17 protein-coding genes are annotated in these 18,150 nt (G+C 70.6%); 5 read left to right on the top strand and 12 right to left on the bottom strand.

The genetic code is table 11. From position 1 onward, the window contains the following. Positions 1-46: 46 nt before the first annotated feature. Together OH768_RS50180 and OH768_RS50175 are read left to right on the top strand one after the other, a co-directional pair. On the top strand, positions 47-1,288 hold the full coding sequence (locus tag OH768_RS50180) for a cytochrome P450 (RefSeq protein ID WP_406464005.1): 1,242 nt from the start codon (positions 47-49) through the stop codon (positions 1,286-1,288). A gap of 63 nt (positions 1,289-1,351) precedes the next feature. Beyond that, entirely contained in the window at positions 1,352-1,762 is a 411-nt protein-coding gene (locus OH768_RS50175; RefSeq protein ID WP_406464004.1) for a nuclear transport factor 2 family protein, read from the top strand. Positions 1,763-1,796: 34 nt separating this feature from the next. On the opposite strand, the gene OH768_RS50170 is transcribed toward OH768_RS50175, so the two are convergent. From OH768_RS50170 to OH768_RS50130, 9 genes are read right to left on the bottom strand one after another with little or no spacing between them, the layout of a single operon-like run. Then, entirely contained in the window at positions 1,797-2,942 is a 1,146-nt protein-coding gene (locus tag OH768_RS50170; protein WP_406464002.1) for a thiolase family protein, read from the bottom strand. Between the two features lie 37 nt (positions 2,943-2,979). Further along, a complete protein-coding gene (locus tag OH768_RS50165; RefSeq protein ID WP_406464000.1) occupies positions 2,980-4,137 on the bottom strand; it encodes a CaiB/BaiF CoA transferase family protein in 1,158 nt (385 codons plus the stop codon). Positions 4,138-4,189: 52 nt separating this feature from the next. Beyond that, positions 4,190-4,954 carry a crotonase/enoyl-CoA hydratase family protein gene (locus tag OH768_RS50160; RefSeq protein WP_406463998.1) on the bottom strand — a complete coding sequence of 255 codons (765 nt, stop codon included), beginning with the start codon at positions 4,952-4,954 and terminating at the stop codon, positions 4,190-4,192. A gap of 33 nt (positions 4,955-4,987) precedes the next feature. Then, positions 4,988-6,238: a MaoC family dehydratase N-terminal domain-containing protein gene (locus tag OH768_RS50155; protein ID WP_406463996.1), complete on the bottom strand. Its 1,251-nt coding sequence runs from the start codon at positions 6,236-6,238 to the stop codon at positions 4,988-4,990. Further along, the gene (locus OH768_RS50150; RefSeq protein WP_406463995.1) at positions 6,235-7,779 is read right to left on the bottom strand and encodes a class I adenylate-forming enzyme family protein; all 1,545 of its coding nucleotides are present in this window, start codon (positions 7,777-7,779) and stop codon (positions 6,235-6,237) included. Before OH768_RS50150 ends, OH768_RS50155 begins: the two co-directional genes overlap by 4 nt. A 29-nt stretch (positions 7,780-7,808) precedes the next feature. Further along, positions 7,809-8,939, bottom strand: coding sequence for an acyl-CoA dehydrogenase family protein (locus tag OH768_RS50145; RefSeq protein ID WP_406463993.1), 1,131 nt, complete (start codon positions 8,937-8,939; stop codon positions 7,809-7,811). Continuing rightward, a complete protein-coding gene (locus OH768_RS50140; protein WP_406463992.1) occupies positions 8,930-9,406 on the bottom strand; it encodes a VOC family protein in 477 nt (158 codons plus the stop codon). The genes OH768_RS50145 and OH768_RS50140 overlap by 10 nt, the downstream gene beginning before the upstream one ends. An 8-nt stretch (positions 9,407-9,414) precedes the next feature. Continuing rightward, entirely contained in the window at positions 9,415-10,614 is a 1,200-nt protein-coding gene (locus OH768_RS50135) for a cytochrome P450 (protein ID WP_406463990.1), read from the bottom strand. A gap of 40 nt (positions 10,615-10,654) precedes the next feature. Further along, positions 10,655-11,887: a CaiB/BaiF CoA transferase family protein gene (locus tag OH768_RS50130; protein ID WP_406463989.1), complete on the bottom strand. Its 1,233-nt coding sequence runs from the start codon at positions 11,885-11,887 to the stop codon at positions 10,655-10,657. 112 nt (positions 11,888-11,999) lie between these two features. Between OH768_RS50130 and OH768_RS50125 the strand changes: the two genes are divergently transcribed. Together OH768_RS50125 and OH768_RS50120 are read left to right on the top strand one after the other, a co-directional pair. Next, the gene (locus OH768_RS50125; RefSeq protein ID WP_406463987.1) at positions 12,000-13,355 is read left to right on the top strand and encodes an acyl-CoA dehydrogenase family protein; all 1,356 of its coding nucleotides are present in this window, start codon (positions 12,000-12,002) and stop codon (positions 13,353-13,355) included. Further along, positions 13,352-14,131 carry an SDR family NAD(P)-dependent oxidoreductase gene (locus tag OH768_RS50120; RefSeq protein ID WP_406463985.1) on the top strand — a complete coding sequence of 260 codons (780 nt, stop codon included), beginning with the start codon at positions 13,352-13,354 and terminating at the stop codon, positions 14,129-14,131. Before OH768_RS50125 ends, OH768_RS50120 begins: the two co-directional genes overlap by 4 nt. Before the next feature lie 16 nt (positions 14,132-14,147). Here OH768_RS50120 and OH768_RS50115 read toward each other — a convergent pair whose 3' ends face one another. Further along, positions 14,148-14,903: an SDR family NAD(P)-dependent oxidoreductase gene (locus OH768_RS50115; protein ID WP_406463983.1), complete on the bottom strand. Its 756-nt coding sequence runs from the start codon at positions 14,901-14,903 to the stop codon at positions 14,148-14,150. A gap of 114 nt (positions 14,904-15,017) precedes the next feature. On the opposite strand from OH768_RS50115, the gene OH768_RS50110 reads away from it, so the two are divergent. Then, the gene (locus OH768_RS50110) at positions 15,018-15,665 is read left to right on the top strand and encodes a TetR/AcrR family transcriptional regulator (protein ID WP_406463981.1); all 648 of its coding nucleotides are present in this window, start codon (positions 15,018-15,020) and stop codon (positions 15,663-15,665) included. Here OH768_RS50110 and OH768_RS50105 read toward each other — a convergent pair. Together OH768_RS50105 and OH768_RS50100 are read right to left on the bottom strand one after the other, a co-directional pair. Further along, positions 15,593-16,630 (bottom strand): phosphotransferase family protein, encoded by a 1,038-nt coding sequence (locus OH768_RS50105; protein WP_406463979.1) that lies wholly within the window; start codon positions 16,628-16,630, stop codon positions 15,593-15,595. The two genes, OH768_RS50110 and OH768_RS50105, sit on opposite strands and share 73 nt — an antisense overlap. Continuing rightward, the gene (locus OH768_RS50100; RefSeq protein WP_406463978.1) at positions 16,627-18,141 is read right to left on the bottom strand and encodes a class I adenylate-forming enzyme family protein; all 1,515 of its coding nucleotides are present in this window, start codon (positions 18,139-18,141) and stop codon (positions 16,627-16,629) included. Before OH768_RS50100 ends, OH768_RS50105 begins: the two co-directional genes overlap by 4 nt. Positions 18,142-18,150 lie beyond the last annotated feature (9 nt).

Genomic DNA, 18,150 nt, shown 5'->3' with positions numbered 1-18,150 from the left:
CGTATGGTTCCGTCAGGTGCGGGGCCGACGAGAGGACGACAGAACCATGACCGAGAGCGTGGCCGGAACCGACGTCCCCGAGGAGCTTCCGGAGTACCCGTCGCCCCGATCGGGCGAGTGCCCGTTCGCGCCGCCGCCGGGTCTGCTGAAGCTGCACGACTCGGGCAAGGCGCTGGTCCGGGCGAAGACATGGGACGGTACGACCCCGTGGGTCGTCACGACGCACGCGGCCCAGCGGCAGTTGCTCACCGATCCCCGGCTCAGTGCGAATATCGGTGCGCCCGGATATCCGCACACGACCGAGGCGATGAAGGCGCACGCGGCGCATATCCAGCCGTCGATCAACAACACCGACGGGGCCGAGCACACGCGGTGGCGGCGGATTCTCACGAGTTCGTTCACCCGGCACCGGATGGAGAAGATCCGCCCGGAGATCCAGCGGATCACCGACGACCTCATCGACAAGATGCTGGCGGGCCCCAACCCGACCGAGCTGAACGAGGCGCTGTCGCTCCCGCTGCCATCGCTGATGATCTGCGCGCTGCTCGGGGTGCCGTACGAGGATCATGGCTTCTTCCAGGAGCACGCGGGCGTGACCAACGCGCGCTTCAAGACCCCGGAGCAGGCGGCGGAGAGCACGGCGGCCGTGCGCCGCTACATCGCCGGACTCATCGAGGCGAAGATGGACAACCCCGGCGCGGACGTCCTCTCCGACCTCGGCGCGCGCATCAAGGCGGGCGAGCTGTCCATGGAGGAGGCCGCCCCTCTCGGGCACATCCTGCTCGTCGCCGGGCACGACACCAGCGCCAACATGATCACGCTGGGCACCGCGCTGCTGCTGCGGAACCCCACTCAACTCGCGGGCCTGAGCGAGCACTCCGACGACGCGAAGTACGTGACGAGCACGGTGGAGGAGCTGCTGCGCTACCTCACCATCCCGCATCTGCTCGCGCGCCGGGCCGTCGTCGAGGACATCGAGATCGACGGCGAGGTCATCCGCGCGGGCGAGGGCGTTGTCGCCTCGCTGCCGGCCGCCAACTGGGACCCGCAGGCGTTCCCCGACCCCGAGAAGCTCGACCTCACCCGCACCGCGGCCCACCACCACGCCTTCGGCTGGGGCCCGCACCAGTGCGTGGGCCAGCAGCTCGCCCGCATCGAACTCCACGTCGTCTTCAGCACGTTGTTCCGCCGCGTGCCGACGCTGCAACTCGCCGTCGACTTCTCCGAGTTGAAGTTCAAGGAGGACTCCCAGGCGTACGGCATCTACGAGTTGCCCGTCGCCTGGTGACGAACGGGAGCGGCAACTCCGGTCGGGCGCTCTAGTGTTGGGGCAACCATCGAAGGAGCTGTCTTGCCCGCTGCCACCCCGGCCGACGACCGAGCCGAGATCACCGACCTGTTCGCGCACCTGGCCAACCTGCTGGACGAGTGCCGCCACGACGACGCCGGGACCGTCTTTCACGCCGACGTCGTGGCGCACTCGCCACGGGGCGACCTGCACGGCCTCGACGAGCTGACCGCCTTCCTGGAGAAAAGCTGGGTCGAGGGGCAGCGCACCCAGCACATGCACGGTGATGTGCTGGTGCGTCTCGACGGCGGCCGTGCGGAGGCGACCGCGAACCAGCTCGTGCATTTCTACCGTGACGGCGCGGCGCCCCACCGGAGCAGCGGTCTGCGCGTCGCGTGCACCGCCGTACGGACCCCGGTGGGCTGGCGGTTCAGCGAGATGCAGGTGACGCTGGCCTGGGCGGACGAGAAGTGACGTGGTTCAGGACTTCGCCGTCCGGGCCCGATCGTCACGGAAGCAGTTCGATGATCGTGGCGTTGGCGGTGCCGCCGCCCTCGCACATGGTCTGGAGGCCGTAGCGCAGGTTCCGTTGGCGCATGCGGGCGAGCAGGCGGGTCATCAGGATGGCGCCGGAGCCGCCGAGCGGATGGCCGACCGCGATCGCCCCGCCCAGCGGGTTGAGGCGCTCGGGGTCGGCCCCCGTCTCGGCCAGCCATGCCAACGGGACCGGTGCGAAAGCCTCGTTGACCTCGAACGCCCCGATGTCCTCGATGGACAGGCCCGACCTGCGCAGGACCTTCTCCGTCGCGGGAATCGGCCCCGTCAGCATCACGATCGGGTCCGCTCCGCTGACCGCGCCGGAGTGGTAGCGGGCGATCGGCTTGAGGCCCAACTCCCTTGCCCGTTCGGGAGTTGTGATGAGCAGCGCGGCGGCGCCGTCGGAGATCTGGGAGGCGTTACCGGCGTGGATCACACCGTCCTCCTTGAACGACGGCTTGAGTTTGGCGAGGGTCTCGACCGAAGTGCCGCGCCGCAGGCCCTCGTCGACGGTGAACTTGGTGCCGTCGACCTCGATGGGCACGATGTGGTCGTCGAAGACGCCCGAGTCGATCGCCGCGGCGGCCTTGGCGTGCGACTCGGACGCGAACTCGTCGAGCCGGGTGCGGCTGAGCCCCCACCGCTCGGAGATCAGCTCGGCGCCGGCTCCCTGGCTGAACTGGAAGCCGTCGTAGCGGGCCAGGACGGCGGGTCCGTACGGCTGTCCGGTGGTCCGGTGCGAGCCCAGCGGGACCCGAGTCATGGTCTCCACTCCCCCGGCCACCACGAGGTCATACTGCCCGGCCATGACGGCGTGTGCGGCGGAGTCGACGGCCTGCTGGCTGGAGCCGCAGGCCCGGTTGATGGTCACCCCGGGCACGTGCTCGGGCCAGCCCGCGGCCAGTGCCGCGAACCGGGCAATGTTGCTCGACTGGTCGCCGATCTGGGTGACGCAGCCCCACATCACGTCGTCCACGGTGCCGGGGTCCACGCCGGTGCGTTCCACCAGCGCGGTCAGTACGTGTGCCGACAGGTCGGCCGCGTGCACGGCGGCCAGGGAGCCGTTGCGCTTGCCGATGGGCGTGCGTACGGCGTCGACGATGACGGCCTCGGGCATGGCAGGTCCTCTCGGTCGCTGAGGGAAGCAGTGGCAATCAGTGGGAATCAGTGGGGAGCTGGACGGCGGCGCCGCTGTCGACGAGTTCGTCGGCGTCGGCGATCCCCCAGTCCCGGAAGACGGCACGGGTGTCGGCGCCTACGGCTGGGGCCGCCGGGCCGGGGCTCGACGGTGTCGCCGAGAAGCGGGGTGCCGCGGCGGGCTGGACGACGCCCTCCCGGGTGAACAGGCTGCCGCGCGCGGCCAGTTGGGGGTGTGCCGCCGCCTCGGTGAGACCGAGGACGGGTGCGACGCAGGCGTCGGTGCCCTCGAACAGGGCCGCCCATTCGTCGCGGGTGCGCTCGGCGAAGCGTTCGGCCAGCCGGCGGCGCAGCTCCGGCCAGGCCGACCGGTCGTGCTGAAGTCCGGGGTCGACGTCGAGTTTCAGCAGCTCGATCAGGCGCCGGTAGAACTTGGCTTCGAGGGCGCCGACCGCCACATGTCCGCCGCCCTTGGTCTCGTAGACGGCGTAGAACGGCCAGCCGCCGTCGAGTTGGTTGATGCCCCGCTCGTCTGTCCATGCCCCGCGCCCGAGTTTGCCGAAGGTGCTCGCGAGGAGATGGGCCGTCCCGTCGACGATGGCCGCGTCGACCACCTGGCCAACTCCCGTGCGCCCAGCGGCATGCAGGGCGGCCAGCACGCCGATCACGAGGTAGCAACCGCCGCCCCCGAAGTCGCCGACCAGGTTGAGCGGTATCTGTGGGGGTCCCGCCGCGTCGCCGATCGCGCCGAGCGCGCCGGTGAGGGCGATGTAGGTGAGGTCGTGTCCGGCGGCTGCGGCGAGGGGTCCGGTCTGGCCCCAGCCGGTCATCCTGCCGTAGACCAGCCGGGGGTTGCGGGCCAGGCACTCGTGGGGTCCGATGCCGAGGCGTTCGGTGACGCCGGGGCGGAATCCCTCGATCAACACATCGGCGCGCTCGGCGAGTTGGAGGAGGGCGGCGGGTCCCGCCGGGTGTTTCAGGTCGAGTGCGACCGACCGCTTGCCCCGGTTGAGGACGTCCGCCGGGCCGCCCGCGTCGGGCTCGGCCGCCCGCTGGGGCCGGTCCACCCGGACGACCTCCGCGCCGAGGTCGGCGAGGAGCATCCCGGCGAACGGGCCCGGCCCGATGCCGCCCAGCTCGACCACGCGGCAGCCCGACAGCGGTCCTGTGGTCACAACGCCCTCCCCGGCAGCCTGGATTGAGGATCCCGATACTTCTACGACGCCGTCAGCGTCCCTTCCAGACCGGCGGGCGCTTCTCGGCGAACGCGGCGGCGCCCTCGCGCGCGTCCTCGGACGAGAACACCGGCGAGGCGATCTCGGCCTGCCGGATCCAGCCCTCCTCCAGCGTCCAGTCGGCGGCGGACTGCGCGATCCGTTTGGTGGCGGCGACGGCGAGGGGGCCGTTGGCCGCGATGGTCGCGGCGAGTTCCAGCGCGCCGGCGAGCGCGCCGCCCTCGTCGGTGAGCCGGTTGACCAGTCCGACCTCGGCCGCGCGTCCGGCGGTGATGGGCTCGCCGGTCAGCAGCAGCTCCAACGCGATGGCGTACGGGACTCGCCCGGGCAGACGCAGTGCCGCACCGGCCCGGGCGACCAGGGACCGCGTCACCTCCGGTACCCCGACCCGCGCCCCGCGCGACGCCACGACGAGGTCGCAGGCGAGCAGCAGTTCGAAGCCGCCGGCCAGCGCCCAGCCCTCGACCGCGGCGATCAGCGGTTTGCGCGGCGGGGTGATCGTGATCCCGCACAGCCCCCGGCCCTCGATCGCCGGGCTCTCACCGCGCAGCCACGCCTTGAGGTCCATGCCCGCCGAGAACGTGCCCCCCGCTCCCGTGAGTACGCCGACCCGCAGCTCGTCCGTCTCGTCCAGTTCGTCGACCGCGGCGGCGATTCCGGCGGCCACCCCGGCGTCCACCGCGTTCTTGACCTCGGGACGGTTGATCGTGATGACCTGGACCGCGCCCCGGCGCTCCACCAGCACTTCGTCCGACACCTTGCCTCCTGAGTTCTCGTTCTCGACTGCCGTTCACTTGACGGCGAACCGCTCCAGTTCGTGGGCGACCATGCCGTCCAGGTCCTGGGCGGGCGGCTCGGGAAGTTCGACGGCCCGCTCCCTGGTCGGCAACAGCACAACTGCCCTGCCAGGTGTGGTGACTTCGCCGCGCTGGTTCTCGCAGCGCACGTCGATGTGCACCTCGCTGCGTCCGTCCACCTGCCGTTTGTCGACGACCGTGCCGCGCACCCAGGTGGTGTCGCCGAGGTAGTTGAACTTGCGGTGTTCGCAGCGCAGTTGCCACAGCCAGCCGTCGTTGCCGATCCAGTCGGTGAGGAGGTGGCAGAGCCAGGTCTCGCGCATACCGCCGTAGTCGTAGGGGTTGGGGAGGCCGAGTTCGCGGGCCCGCTCGGGTTCCCAGTGCAGGCGCTGCACGGTATCGGGGACGCCCAGGCGGTTGGGCGGGTACAGGCCGGGAGCCTTGCGCCGTACGGCGGCGGCGATGCCGAAGGCGCCGGGCGGGGTGAGCTGCATGCCCCAGCCCAGGTGCCAGACGACCACGTCCGTCGTGGTCAACGGGCCCTTCACCCGGGGTTGCAGGGCCTCGCCCACTTCGACGTCCTCCCAGTAGCGGGGTTCGGCGCCGCGTCTGGTCTCGGAGGCGTACGCGGCGTCGATCTCGGCCAATTGCTCGGGCGGGTACGGCTGCTGTTCGAGCGCCTCCTTGGCGCGCTTCTTCGACGTGTGCCGCTCGGCGTTGATCCAGGTGCCGCGTCGCAGGGCGTGCATCTCGCCGCGTCCGTCGGCGTAGAGGTAGTCCCGGACGACGTGTGCGGTGCGTCCGCCGAAGCTGCTGCGCTTGAGCTCGACGCCGACCTGGGTCTGCAACACCCGGCAGCGGTCGCCCAGTTGGAGGGGCCGCCACCACTCGAACTCCATCACCGCCTGGTAGGAACCGAGGCCCGCGAAGGGGTCGCCCTTGAGCAGCGCCTTGGTCTCCGGGTCCGGTGCCGGGGCCGCGTCCTCCCCCATCGTGTAGAGGAAGGTCGGCGGTGCGACGAGCGCGCCCCAGCGGGTCTTCGCCGCGTAGTCCGGGTCGCAGTACAAGGGGTTGGCGTCGCCGTAGCCGTAGGCGAAGTGGCGTGAACCGTCCCACGTCACCTCGTAGTTGTGCGGCGGGTTGCGCTGCGGCTGGGGGACGCCAAGGCGGCGCCGGGAGCGTTCGACCGCCTCGTCCGTGAGCACGCCGAACTGCTCGGCCGGCTTTCGCTCGGTATCGCTCACCGGTCAACCTCCGTGCTGGACACCGCGGTTACTCCTTCGGGTGCTGACGCTCCGGTGTGTTCGGCGAGCCGGGTCCTTACGAGGTCGAGGAGTTCGACGCGGCTCACCTTGCTCGACGGGGTGCGGGGCAGTTGGTCGAGGACGACGATGTGGGCCGGCACCTCGTACGGGGTGAGATGGGTGCGGCACAGGGCGGTGAGTTCGGCCGCGTCCGGTGCGGGCTGTCCCGGCTCCAACTCGACGGCTGCGGCGGGTACTTCACCGAGCCGTGGGTCGGGCAGTCCGGCGACGGCCGCCTCGCGTACGGCGGGGTGGGTCTCCAGGACGCGTTTGACGGTCTCCGGGTGCACTTTGAAGCCGCCGCGGATGATGGCGTCGTCGGCGCGGCCCTCGATCCACACGAACCGGTCGGCGTCGATCCGGGCCAGGTCACTGGTCCTCATCCAGGTCCGGCCACCGTGGGTGCTCTGCTCGGTACGGACCTCCAGGCGGCCGGTCCGGCCGGGCGGCAGCTCGGTGCCGTCCTCGCCGGTCACCCTCAACTCGACGCCGGTGAAGGCGCGTCCGGCGCTGCCCGCCTTGCGCTGCCACCAGTGTTCGTGCAGTGGGAGGGTCCAGCCGGCGACGGCTCCGGCGAACTCCGTTGCGCCGTAGGTCATCAGGACGGGGATGCCGTAGGTGCGGAAGAAGGCGTCGGCGAGTTCCGGCGGGCAGGGTGCCGTGCCGGAGGTGACCACCTGGAGGGTGGCGAGGCGTTCCTTCGGGATCCGCGCGTCGAGTACGGCGCGCATCGCGGCCGGGACCAGGCTCGCGGCGCGGAGCCGGTGGCGTTCGACGGCGCTCACCCAGGGTTCGACGGCGAACCTGGGCATCAGGAGCATGCGGCGGCCGGCGGCCAGACAGGCGAGGGCCCGCCACAGTCCGCCGATGTGGACGAGCGGGGTGGCCACGAGGGACGCGGACTCCGACAGGAGCCGGTCGTCCTTGCGCGTCTGTCCGCCGGAGACGAGGGCCTGGTCCAGTTGGCCGATCCGCAGGTGGACGCGTTTCGGGGGGCCGGTGGTACCGGAGGTGAGCATCTCCACGGCGATGCCCGGGCGGGTCGGTGCCCCGGCGGGTGCCGTGCCGCCCGCGGGTCGTAGGGTCCCGTCGGTGTCCAGCTCAAGGGCCGCGCCCTGTGCGGTCACGGAGTCCAACACGCCCTCGCGGGCGAGGACTTCGGCGCCGGAGACCACGACGGGTGGGGTGCAGCGGGCGATGTCGGCCGCGAGGCGGGCGGGCGGCTGGAGCGGGCTCAGCATGACCAGGCAGCGGCCGGAGGCGATCACCGCGGCGACCACGGCGACGTGCTCGGGCCGGTTCTCCAGGACGACACCGACGCGGGCGCCGGCGGGCAGGCCGAGCGCGTCAAGGGCGTCGCAGAGGCCCCGCGCGGTCCGCTGGACCTGTCCCCAGGTCCACCAGTTCCGGTCGTACTCGATCGCCTCGGCAGCCGCGGGCGCTTCCGCCAGCAGGCGGAACAGGCGGTCGCGAATTCCCACGTGATGAACCTTTCGACAGGACGTCGGTCTCAGATTCCGACCAGGTCGGCCAACCGGCTCCGGTGCGTCGCCGGGCCTCCGAACAACTGCTCCGACGACTTGGCGCGCTTCAGACAGAGGTGTGCGTCGTGCTCCCACGTGCAGCCGATGCCGCCGTGGATCTGGATGTTCTCCTTGGCCGCGTGGGTGAAGGCCTCTGCGCAGCAGGCCGCGGCCAGCGCGGCGGACACCGGCAGCTCGGCGGGCACCAACTGCTCGCCGAACAGCGGTAGTTCAGCAGCGGCGACAGCCGCCGCGTGGTAGGCCGCCGAGCGGGCGCCCTCCACGGCGACCAGCAGGTCGGCGCACTTGTGCTTGATCGCCTGGAACGAACCGATGGGACGCCCGAACTGCACTCGCACCTTCGCGTACGCCACGGCCGCGTCGAGGCACGCCTGTGCCCCGCCGACCTGTTCGGCGGCGAGCGCCACCACCACGAGGTCGAGCACGGTGCGCAGATACGCCGTGGCGTCCCCGCTCGGGCCGACCCGAATCGCGGGCGCGCCTTCGAGGTCGACGCGGGCCAGCCGCCGGGTCGGGTCGAGGGTCTCCAGCCGGGTGCGCGCCACTCCGGGGGCGTCGCCGTCGACGGCGAAGAGCCCAAGTCCCGTTCCGTCGCGGGCAACCACGAGGATCAGGTCGGCGGTGTGACCGTCGACGACGAACATCTTGGTGCCGGAGAGCGCCCCTTTCGCGGCCGAGGTCTCGACGTCCTCCAGCCGCCACGAGCCGCGCTCCTCAGCGAGGGCCAGGGTGGCCGTCAGCGTTCCGTCGGCGATCGCGGGCAGCCAGCGCGCCTTCGCCGCCTCGTCGCGGGAAGCCGTGAGGGCTTGACCGGCGAGTGCCACGGTCGCGAAGTACGGCGACGGCAGCAGCACCCGCCCGGTCTCCTCCAGTACGATCCCCAACTCGACGGGCCCGCCGCCGGATCCGCCGTACTCCTCGGGCAACGCGAGTCCGTGCAGGCCGAGTTGGTCGGCCATCTGCCGCCACAGCAGGGGATCGTGTCCTTCGGCGGAGTCCATCGCGCGGCGTACGGCGGCGCTCGGTGCCTTGTCGGTGAGGAAGCGCCGTAGTGTCGTACGGAGTTCCTCCTGCTCCTCGGTGAACGTCAGTGCCACGTCGGTGCCTTGGCGCGCAGATAGGCGTCGAAGTCCGGGATGAGGGTGCGGTCCACGATCTCGATGCGCAGGCCGTACGGGTCGCGGTGGTAGGCGAAGAGCGCCGGGGTGCCGTCGACCAGCGCGCAGGCCTCCAGCGGGAAGCCCGCCTCCTCCAGCCGTTTGGAGGTCGTCTGCAGGTCGTCGCAGAAGTAGCCGAGGTGATGGACGGACAGGTGCGGGGCGGGTGTCCAGGGTGTTCCCGGGATCTCCTGGACGAGTTCGAGGTGCGGGGCGTCCAGCGAGTACGCGTAGCGCAGCGGGAGCACGCGCTCGCCGTCCGCCATCCGGACCGGCAGGTCGGCGACCATGGTCCCGGTCCAGCGGTGGCCGGCGAGTTCGGTCAGCCGGATCTTCCACGTCTCGACGTCCGGAACCACAATTCCCGTGTGGTACAGGTCCGTTGGGCTGAGTGGATGCGTCGTCATGGTGTTGTTCACCACTCCAGCCGGAGCTGCTTGATGCCGTACATGTTGCCGTGCTGTTCGAGGTCCTGGCCGGGGGTGATCTCGTAGTCGGGAATGCGCCGGTGCCATTCCTCGACGGCGACGTTGAGTTCGAGGCGGGCGAGGTGGGAGCCCAGGCAGCGGTGCGGTCCCGAACCGAACGCGATGTGGTTGGTGGTCTTGCGCCGCAGGTCGACTTCGAGGGGCCGGTCGAAGCGCTCGGGGTCGCGGTTGCTGACGGCGAGCGGGAGCATCACCATCTCCCCCGCCCTGACCGGGCAGCCGCCGATCTCGACGTCCTGTGTCGCCTTGCGGGCGGGCACGACGAACGAGTAGACGCGGAGGATCTCCTCGACCGCCGTGGGGATCAGCGCGGGGTCGTCGACGATCACCCTGCGCTGTTCCGGGTGCGTGGCGAAGTGGTAGAGGGCCCAGCCGATGGAGATGGGAACGGTGTCGAAGCCGGCCTGGAACAGCAGGATGCAGAACGCGTGCATGTCCCGGTCGCTGATCGGCTCGTCGTCGATCGTCCAGGTCATCGCGCGGGACAGGAGGTCGTCGCGGGGGGCCTCGCGGCGGATCGCGATCTGCCGCTCGAAGTACTCCGACACCGCGTTCATGGCGCTCAACTGCCGTTCGCCGTGCGGGTCTTCGCCATGGGACAGATGCAGCAGGTCGTGGATCCAGTCCAGGAACTGCGGGAGGTCCTGCTCGGGCAGGCCCATCAGGCGCATGAAGATCAGGGTCGGGAAGCGGCGGGCGAACGAGTCGAGGACGTCGGCGGAGCCGCTGTCCTTCAGCTCGTCGATCAGGCCGGACGCGACCTCGCGGATCTCCGGTTCGCGGGCTGCGACGGTCTTGGGCGAGAAGGCGCTGCCCAACAGGCGCCGCCACGCGGTGTGTTGGGGCGGGTCGAGCATCTCCGGGATCCACAGGAACCTGGGATCCGGATCGAGCGCCGTCACGGACTGGTTGGAGAAGGTCCGCCAGTCCTGCAGCGCCTGCTGGACGGCCTCGCCCTCGGTGACGACCCAGTAGCCGCGCGCGATGGTGCTGCGGAATCCGGAGTGGGTGCGGGCGATCTCGTCCCAGCGTTCCTGATGGCTGAGGACCGGGCCGCCGAGCCGGTTGTCGAAGTGGTAGGCGGGGACGCCCTGGTGGGTCCCGTCGGGTTCGAGTGTCGCGCTCATCACGGCTCCTTCCGTACGGGCTCTTCGTCGCCCACGGCGGTCATGTCGCCGCGCCGTCGATCTTCAGCGCGATCAGCTCCTCGTCGGAGAGACCGAGTGAGCGCAGTACCTCGTCGGTGTGCTCCGCGAACTGCGGTGCCCGGGTGAGGTCGACCGGGGTCTCGTCGAACTGGACCGGGCTGGCGACGAGTTCACGGTCGACGCCGTCCGCGTCCACGACGGAGGCGATGAGTCCGTTGGCGCGCAGCGAGGGGTCCTGGCCGACCTCCCAGGCGTTCTGCACCACCGACCACTGGCCCTCGCCGCGGGACAGGATCGCGACCCACTCCTCGAAGGGGCGGGACGCGATGAGTTCGGCGACGATGCCGGCCGCCTGAGCCGCGTTGGCCATCAACTTCTCGGTGCTGTCGAAGCGTTCGTCGGTGCCGAGTTCGCCGCGTCCGGCGAGCTTGCAGAACTCGGCCCAGTAGCGGCCGGGTTGGAGCATCGACAGTTCGATCCAGCGTCCGTCCGAGGTCAGATAGGCCCCGATGAGGGGGTTGGTGCGTGATCCGTGCCGGGGCTGGACGTTGACCGGCAGCGGGCCACCGTTCATCAGCGCCATGTTGACCGTGAACTGGGTCGCCCAGGCGCCGACGCCCAGCAGCGACACGTCCACCACGGACGGTTCGCCGGTCGTCGCACGCGAGTAGAGGGCGGCGGCGATGCCGCCGGCGATCGTCATGCCGCCCATCGCGTCGCCGTAGGCGCCCGCGGGCATCCGGATCATCCGGTCCGCGCCCGGTGGCGTGACACCGGCCGCGCTGCCGCCGCGCGCCCAGAAGGCCGTGGAGTCATAGCCGCCCTTCGTGGCCTCGTCGCCGCGCTGGCCGAAACCGCTGCCGCGCACATAGATGATGTCCGGGTTGATGGCCCGGATGTCCTCTACCTCGATGCGCAGTTTCGCGCGCGCCTCGGGCAGGAAGTTGGTCAGGAACACATCGCTGCGGCGGACCAGTTCCTCGAACGCCTTACGGGCCGACGGCTTCTCCAGAGCTAGGCCAACACTGCGCTTGCCCCGGTTGGGCCCCTCCACGATCGGGAAGAACGACGACCCCTTGCTGGTGGCGTCGTAACCGAGGACACGGACCAACCCCCTCTGTCCGTCGCCGCGTTCGGCGTGTTCGATCTTGATCACATCAGCGCCCCAGTCGGCGAGCACGGCACCCGCCGCCGGGACGAAGGTGAACTGGGCTACTTCGAGAACGCGTACGCCCTCCATCGGCCTGCGCATCGACCAACTCCTCATACTCATCTGCCGTCACGCACTCCGAGTATGGACCGAACCTCGCTAAAAAGTATACTGTTTTGCTGTCGCCGACCAACCCGCACCTTCCGGAGGGCCGATGCTGGACTTCTCGATCGAACCCGAGTTCCAGGCCAAGCTGGACTGGGCGACGGCCTTCGTACGGGAGGAGGTCGAGCCGCTCGACCTGCTGTTCCCGCACGGCGGCGACCCGTACGACACGCGCAACGAGAAGGCCCGCGCGATCCTCAAACCGCTCCAGGACCAGGTCCGCGCCCAGGGCCTGTGGGCCTGCCACCTCGGCGCGGAACTCGGCGGCGCGGGCTACGGCCAGGTGAAGCTCGCGTACCTCAATGAGATCCTCGGCCGCTCCTACTGGGCGCCGACCGTGTTCGGCACCGCCGCTCCGGACACCGGCAACGCGGAGATCCTCGCCATGTTCGGCACCGAGGAGCAGAAGGCGCGCTATCTGCAGCCCCTGCTCGACGGGGACATCGTCTCCACCTTCTCGATGACGGAACCGCAGGCGGGGGCCGACCCGAAGGAGTTCGTGTGCCGGGCACGGCGCGAGGGTGGGGGCCCCTCCCGCTCGCGCGGAGCCGAGAGTGGGGGAGAGTGGGTGATCGACGGGGAGAAGTGGTTCTCCTCCAACGCCCGGTACGCGGCCTTCCTCATCGTCATGGCCGTCACCGATCCGGAGGCGCCGCCGCACGCCCGGATGTCGATGTTCATCGTTCCGGCCGAGACACCCGGCATCGAGATCAAGCGCAACGTCGGCACCATGGACGAGCGCGACTCCCTCGACGAGGGCATCCACGCCTACATCCGCTACGACCAGGTGCGGGTGCCGCTCGACGCCATGCTCGGCGGCCCCGGCGAGGGCTTCAAGGTCGCCCAGGCCCGGCTCGGCGGGGGCCGGGTCCATCACGCGATGCGCACGGTCGGCAAGTGCACCCGCGCCTTCGACATGATGTGCGAGCGCGCGCTGTCCCGCCGTACTCAGGGCACTCTTCTCGCCGAGAAGCAGGCCGTGCAGCAGTTCATCGCGGACTCCTGGGTGGAGTTGCAGCAGTTCCGGCTGCTGGTGCTGCACACCGCCTGGATCATCGACACCCAGCCGCACGGCGCGGCCCGCACCCAGATCGCGATGTGCAAGGTGCAGACGGCAAAGGTGCTGCACGACGTCGTCCAACGCGCCCTGCACCTCCACGGTTCGCTCGGCACCACCAACGAACTCCCGCTCGCCAAATGGTGGATGGCCGCCCCGAACCTCGCGCTCGCCGACGGCCCCACCGAGGTGCACCGCACCACCATCGCCAAGCAGCTGCTCAAGAACCGCCGTCCGGCGGACGGTCTGTTCCCCAGCGAGCACATCCCGCCGAAGCTGGAGGCCGCCCGCAAGCGGTACGCGCACATCGTCGAGGACGACAGCCTCTCCGGCCGGGTGCAGGCATGAGCGAGGCACGCGACACCAAGTCCCTTGTTCCGGCGGACCTGTTCGACCTCGCCGGCAAGGTCGCGCTCGTCACGGGCGGCAGCCGGGGCCTGGGACTCGCGATGGTGCGTGCCTTCGCGACCGCGGGTGCCGATGTCGTGATCGCCAGCCGCAAGCTCGACGCGTGCGAGACGGCGGCGGCCGAGGTCCGCACCCTGGGCCGCCGCGCTCTGCCCGTCGCCGCGCACGTCGGCCACTGGGACGATCTCGCCCGCCTCGCCGACGCGGCCTACGAGGAGTTCGGCCAGGTCGACGTCCTGGTCAACAACGCCGGCATGTCACCCCTCGCCCCCTCCTCTGCCGACACCAGCGAGGAACTCTTCGACAAGGTGATCGGCGTCAACTTCAAAGGCCCGTTCCGGCTCGCCTCGTTGGTCGGACAGCGGATGGCCGACTCGGAGAACGGGGGCTCGATCATCAACGTCTCGTCGTCCGGAGCGCTGATGCCACAGCCGCGCTTCGGCCCGTACGCCGGCGCCAAGGCCGCGCTCAACGCGCTCACGACGGTCTTCGCGCTGGAATACGGCCCGACAGTGCGCGTCAACACGATCTCGGCCGGGCCGTTCCTCACCGACATCTCCAAGTCCTGGGCGCCGGAGAAACGGCAGACGACACGCAGCGCGATCGGGCGTCCGGGGCAACCGGAGGAGATCGTCAGCACCGCGCTGTATCTCGCGAGCGACGCGTCGAGCTATACGACGGGGGCGCTGATCCGGGTGGACGGCGGGCTGTACTGACCAGGAACGCATGGCCCTACACCGCCGTGAATCCGCCGTCGACGGTGAGGGTGGCACCGTGGATCTGGGACGCCTCGTCGCTCGCGAGGAACACGACGGCGGAGGCCACCTCGGCCGGAGTGCCGCCGCGGCCGGAGGGCATGCGCGCGATGATCGGGGCCAGGCGCTCCTCCATCGACACGACCTTCTCGGTCAAAGTCGGGCCGGGAGCAACCGTGTTGACCCGGACGCCGTGCGGTCCGTACTCCGCGGCCCACGACGTGGTGAGCGAGTGCACAGCTGCCTTGGTCATGTTGTAGAGCGCCGAATGCGCGCTGCCCCGCAGGCCGGCGATGGAGCCCAGGTTGACCACGGCGCCGTTGCCGCGCTCGGCCATGGGCGGTGCGAGCAGGCCTGTCAGCAGGAACACCGACCGCACGCTCACGGCCAGCGCCTCGTCGATGGTCTCCTGCGCGACCTCGGCGGTGGGGGTGGGCGTCAGCAGCAGCGCCGCGTTGTTGACGAGCACGTCGATCCGCCCGCCGGTCGCGGTGAGCGCGTCGGTGGCGAAGCGGTCGATCACATGGGCGCCCGCGGACAGATCCGCCTTGACGAAGGCCGCCGCACCGCCGTCCTTCTCGATGCGGGCCACCACCTCGCCACCGCGCCGCTCGTCGCGTCCGCTGACCACGACGAACGCTCCCTCGGCGGCCAGGGCCACCGCGACGGCGACGCCGATACCGTTGGTGGAGCCGGTGACCAGGGCTTTCCGCCCGGCAAGTCGCTTGGTCATGATGCTGTGCCTCTCCGAATCCGACCCGCCGGAAGCTGATCCAACCGGCTGGGAACGGCAAACCTGCCACTCAAAAAATGGACCCGCAAGTCCAGAAAGTGGCAAGGTAGTGGTATGGCAGCACGACTGACCCCCAAGGGCGCGGCCACCCGGCAACGCATCGTCGAAGGAGCCGCGGCGGAGATCCGCGCACGCGGTGTGACCGAGACGACCCTGGACGACATCCGCGCCCGCACGTCCACCAGCAAGAGCCAGCTCTTCCACTACTTCCCCGGCGGCAAGGAGGAGCTCCTGCTCGCCGTGGCCCAGCACGAGGCGGACCGCGTCCTGTCCGACCAGCAGCCCCATCTCAGTGCTCTCACCTCGTGGCGGGCCTGGCACGACTGGCGGGACGCGGTCGTCGACCGCTACCGCCGGCAGGGGCAGCAGTGCCCGCTCAACGCGCTCATGTCCCAGCTGACCCCCGCCACGCCCGGCGCGCAGGCCGTCACCAGGCAGCTCGTCGCCTCGTGGCAGTCCAAGCTGGCCATCGGCATCAGGGCCATGCAGGACCAGCGCGAGATCCCCGCCGGCCTCGACGCCGACCGTGCCTCGGCGGCCCTGCTGGCCGGTATCCAGGGCGGTGTCCTGATCATGATGTCCACCGGCTCACCGGCACATCTCGAAGCGGCCCTCGATCTGGGCATCCATCAACTTCGGGCTGTGCCCAGCAGTTCGGCCGCCTCGTCCAGCAACACCGGCAGCGCGGGCAGCATCCGCTGATGCATGGCGTTCAACTGTCCTGATTTACGGCCCCGTTTGATCAGCAGGGCGGTCGCCGCCGACTCCTTGTACTTGGTGAGCGCCTCGAACCAGGACAGGTCTCGGAGCGGTTTGCCGCGCAACTCCTCGTAGGCGTCGACCAGTTCGGCCTTGGAGGGCATGCCGGTCGGCTCGTCCGACGCGGAGGCGGGGTGGCGGGCCTCGTCGGTGAAGAAGGTCAGCCAGGTCATGTCGACGCGGGGGTCGCCGAGCGACCAGATCTCCCAGTCGATGATCGCCGTGACCGAGCCGTCCGCGCACAATGTGTTGCCGAGCCGGTAGTCGCCGTGAGTGAACACCGGTGTCATCGCGGCGGGCGCGGTCGCGTGCAGCCGGTCGGCGACCGCTTCGTGCCCGGTGCGCAGGTCGTCGGGGACGGTGCCGAACGCCCGGGTCCAGCGGTCGATCTCGGCGTGGAGGGACACGGCCGGCTCCGCCGCGAGCGCCGTACGCAGGGGATTCACCCGGTGGAGGTCGGCCAGCATCCGGGCCGCGTCCAGGGCACGGGCCCGCACCTCCCCCGGCGTGAGCGTGCCGCGCGGCACCAGCACCGGTTCGACGCACTCGCCCGGCACCAACTCCATTGCCACGAAAGGCTGGACGTCCGGGGGCGTGCCCGCGTCGCAGAAGAGCACCTTCGGCACCCGCACGCCCGGCTGTCCGGCCAGGGCCGCCATGAGCCGCGCCTGGCGCAGCACGTCCCGGTTGCGGACCGGGGGCAGGCCGGGCGGGGCCACCTTGAGGACGACTCGTTCGTATCCGGCCGGGACACCCGACAGGGTTGCGACGTACGTCAGGCTCGACGTGCCGCCGGTGAGCGGTTCGACGCCGTCGACGGTGGCGCCGGGGATCCAGCCGCCGACCACGGATGCCGTACGGTCTGTCAACTCCCGTAGCAGCGCAGGGCTGTTGGTGACGACGCTCATGGCTTGGCCTTCGTCCCGTTCTCGGGTGCGGTGAGTGCCGCCACGATGTCGCGGCGCACCAGTTTGCCGGTCACCGTGCGCGGGAGTTCGGTCCAGTACGTGATGCGCTCGGGGGTCTTCGAGCCGCGCAGGGTGCCGCGCACGGCCGCGCGCAGCGCTCCGGCGTCGACCACCGCGCCGTCGCGGGGTACGACCACGGCCTCGATCCGCTGGCCCCACTCCTCGTCGGGGACACCGACGACGACGGCGTCGAGCACGTCCGGGTGGCGGAGCAGAACCTCCTCTATCTCGGCGGGGGCGATGTTCTCCGCGCCTCGGATGATCGTGTCGTCGGTCCTGCCCTCGATGTGGAGGTAGCCGTCGGCGTCCAGGCGGCCCCGGTCGCGGGTGTGGAAGAAGCCGCGCTCGTCGACGGCGGAGCCCTGACCGGCGTACTCCCCCGAGACCTGTTCGCCGCGCACCCAGATCTGCCCGGTCTCCCCGGCGTCGAGGGGTTCCCCGGTCACATCACGGATCTCGATCTCGATGCCCGGCACCGGCAGTCCGGCCGAGCCGAGCCGGGCCCGTACGGCGGGGTCGTCGCCGGCGACCGCCGCGCGGTGTTCGGCCGGGCCGAGCACGGAGATCGTGGACGAAGTCTCCGTCAGGCCATAGGCGTTGACGAAGTCGACCCGTGGCCAGGAACGCAGCGCCGTCTCGATCACGCGCACCGGCATCCTGGCGCCACCATAGGCGAGCGAGCGCATTGAAGGCACTGATCGGTCCAGGCCATCCGTGTCCATGATCCGGGCGAGCATGGTGGGGACGACCATCGCGTGGGTGATCCGCTGTTCCCGGACGAGTGCGAGCCAGGCCTCAGGGGTGAACTGGTCGAGAGTGAGGGTGCGTCGGCCGGCGTAGAGGTTCGTCAGCACATTCGAGACGGCGGCTATGTGGTACGGCGGCACACTCATCAGTGCGGATTCTGTGGGGTCTGCCGCGGCGAACTCCACGGTGCCGAGCACATACGACACCAGGTTGTGGTGGCGCAGGACCACACCCTTCGGGGCCGAAGTGGTGCCGCTGGTGTAGATCAGCACGGCGGGGGCGTCGGTCGGCGGGGCCGGTTCGATGTCGCCGTCGGTGTGCGCGGCGGCCTCCGTGAGCCAGTCGGCCGGGCTGTGGACCGGCAGTCCGGCCCGGCGCGGGGCCGCGTCCTGGTCGGAGGCCGCGATGACCAGGGCGTGCGGGTGGTTCGCCAGCAGCGCGTCCAACTGCTCGTCGCCCAGGCGGTAGTTGACCGGGACCACGGGGACTCCGGCGTGGGCCGCGGCGAACTGGGCGACGGCGAAGGCGGGGCCGTTCGTGGCCAGGTACACGAGCGCGTCGGCGCCGGCCGCGCGGACCACCCGCGCCCCGCAGACGGCCAGTTCGCGCAGCCGTACGGGGGTGAGCCCGTCCTGTGCGCGTCCGATCACGATCCGGTCGCCGAAGCCCTCTGCGGCCATGTCCAGGATCATCGACACGTTCATCGGCGCGCT

It is taken from the genome of Streptomyces sp. NBC_01622, assembly GCF_045209635.1.
GTDB lineage: Bacteria > Actinomycetota > Actinomycetes > Streptomycetales > Streptomycetaceae > Streptomyces.
The sequence above is the reverse complement of the archived record's forward strand: the minus strand, read 5'-3'. Positions and strand labels throughout refer to the sequence as shown.

Coding starts and splice junctions, on each gene's coding strand:
- OH768_RS50180 (WP_406464005.1), top strand. CDS start 47: ATGACCGAGAGCGTGGCCGGAACCGACGTCCCCGAGGAGCTTCCGGAG.
- OH768_RS50170 (WP_406464002.1), bottom strand. CDS start 2,942: ATGCCCGAGGCCGTCATCGTCGACGCCGTACGCACGCCCATCGGCAAG.
- OH768_RS50140 (WP_406463992.1), bottom strand. CDS start 9,406: ATGACGACGCATCCACTCAGCCCAACGGACCTGTACCACACGGGAATT.
- OH768_RS50135 (WP_406463990.1), bottom strand. CDS start 10,614: ATGAGCGCGACACTCGAACCCGACGGGACCCACCAGGGCGTCCCCGCC.
- OH768_RS50130 (WP_406463989.1), bottom strand. CDS start 11,887: ATGCGCAGGCCGATGGAGGGCGTACGCGTTCTCGAAGTAGCCCAGTTC.
- OH768_RS50125 (WP_406463987.1), top strand. CDS start 12,000: ATGCTGGACTTCTCGATCGAACCCGAGTTCCAGGCCAAGCTGGACTGG.
- OH768_RS50120 (WP_406463985.1), top strand. CDS start 13,352: ATGAGCGAGGCACGCGACACCAAGTCCCTTGTTCCGGCGGACCTGTTC.
- OH768_RS50115 (WP_406463983.1), bottom strand. CDS start 14,903: ATGACCAAGCGACTTGCCGGGCGGAAAGCCCTGGTCACCGGCTCCACC.
- OH768_RS50110 (WP_406463981.1), top strand. CDS start 15,018: ATGGCAGCACGACTGACCCCCAAGGGCGCGGCCACCCGGCAACGCATC.
- OH768_RS50105 (WP_406463979.1), bottom strand. CDS start 16,630: ATGAGCGTCGTCACCAACAGCCCTGCGCTGCTACGGGAGTTGACAGAC.
- OH768_RS50100 (WP_406463978.1), bottom strand. CDS start 18,141: ATGAACGTGTCGATGATCCTGGACATGGCCGCAGAGGGCTTCGGCGAC.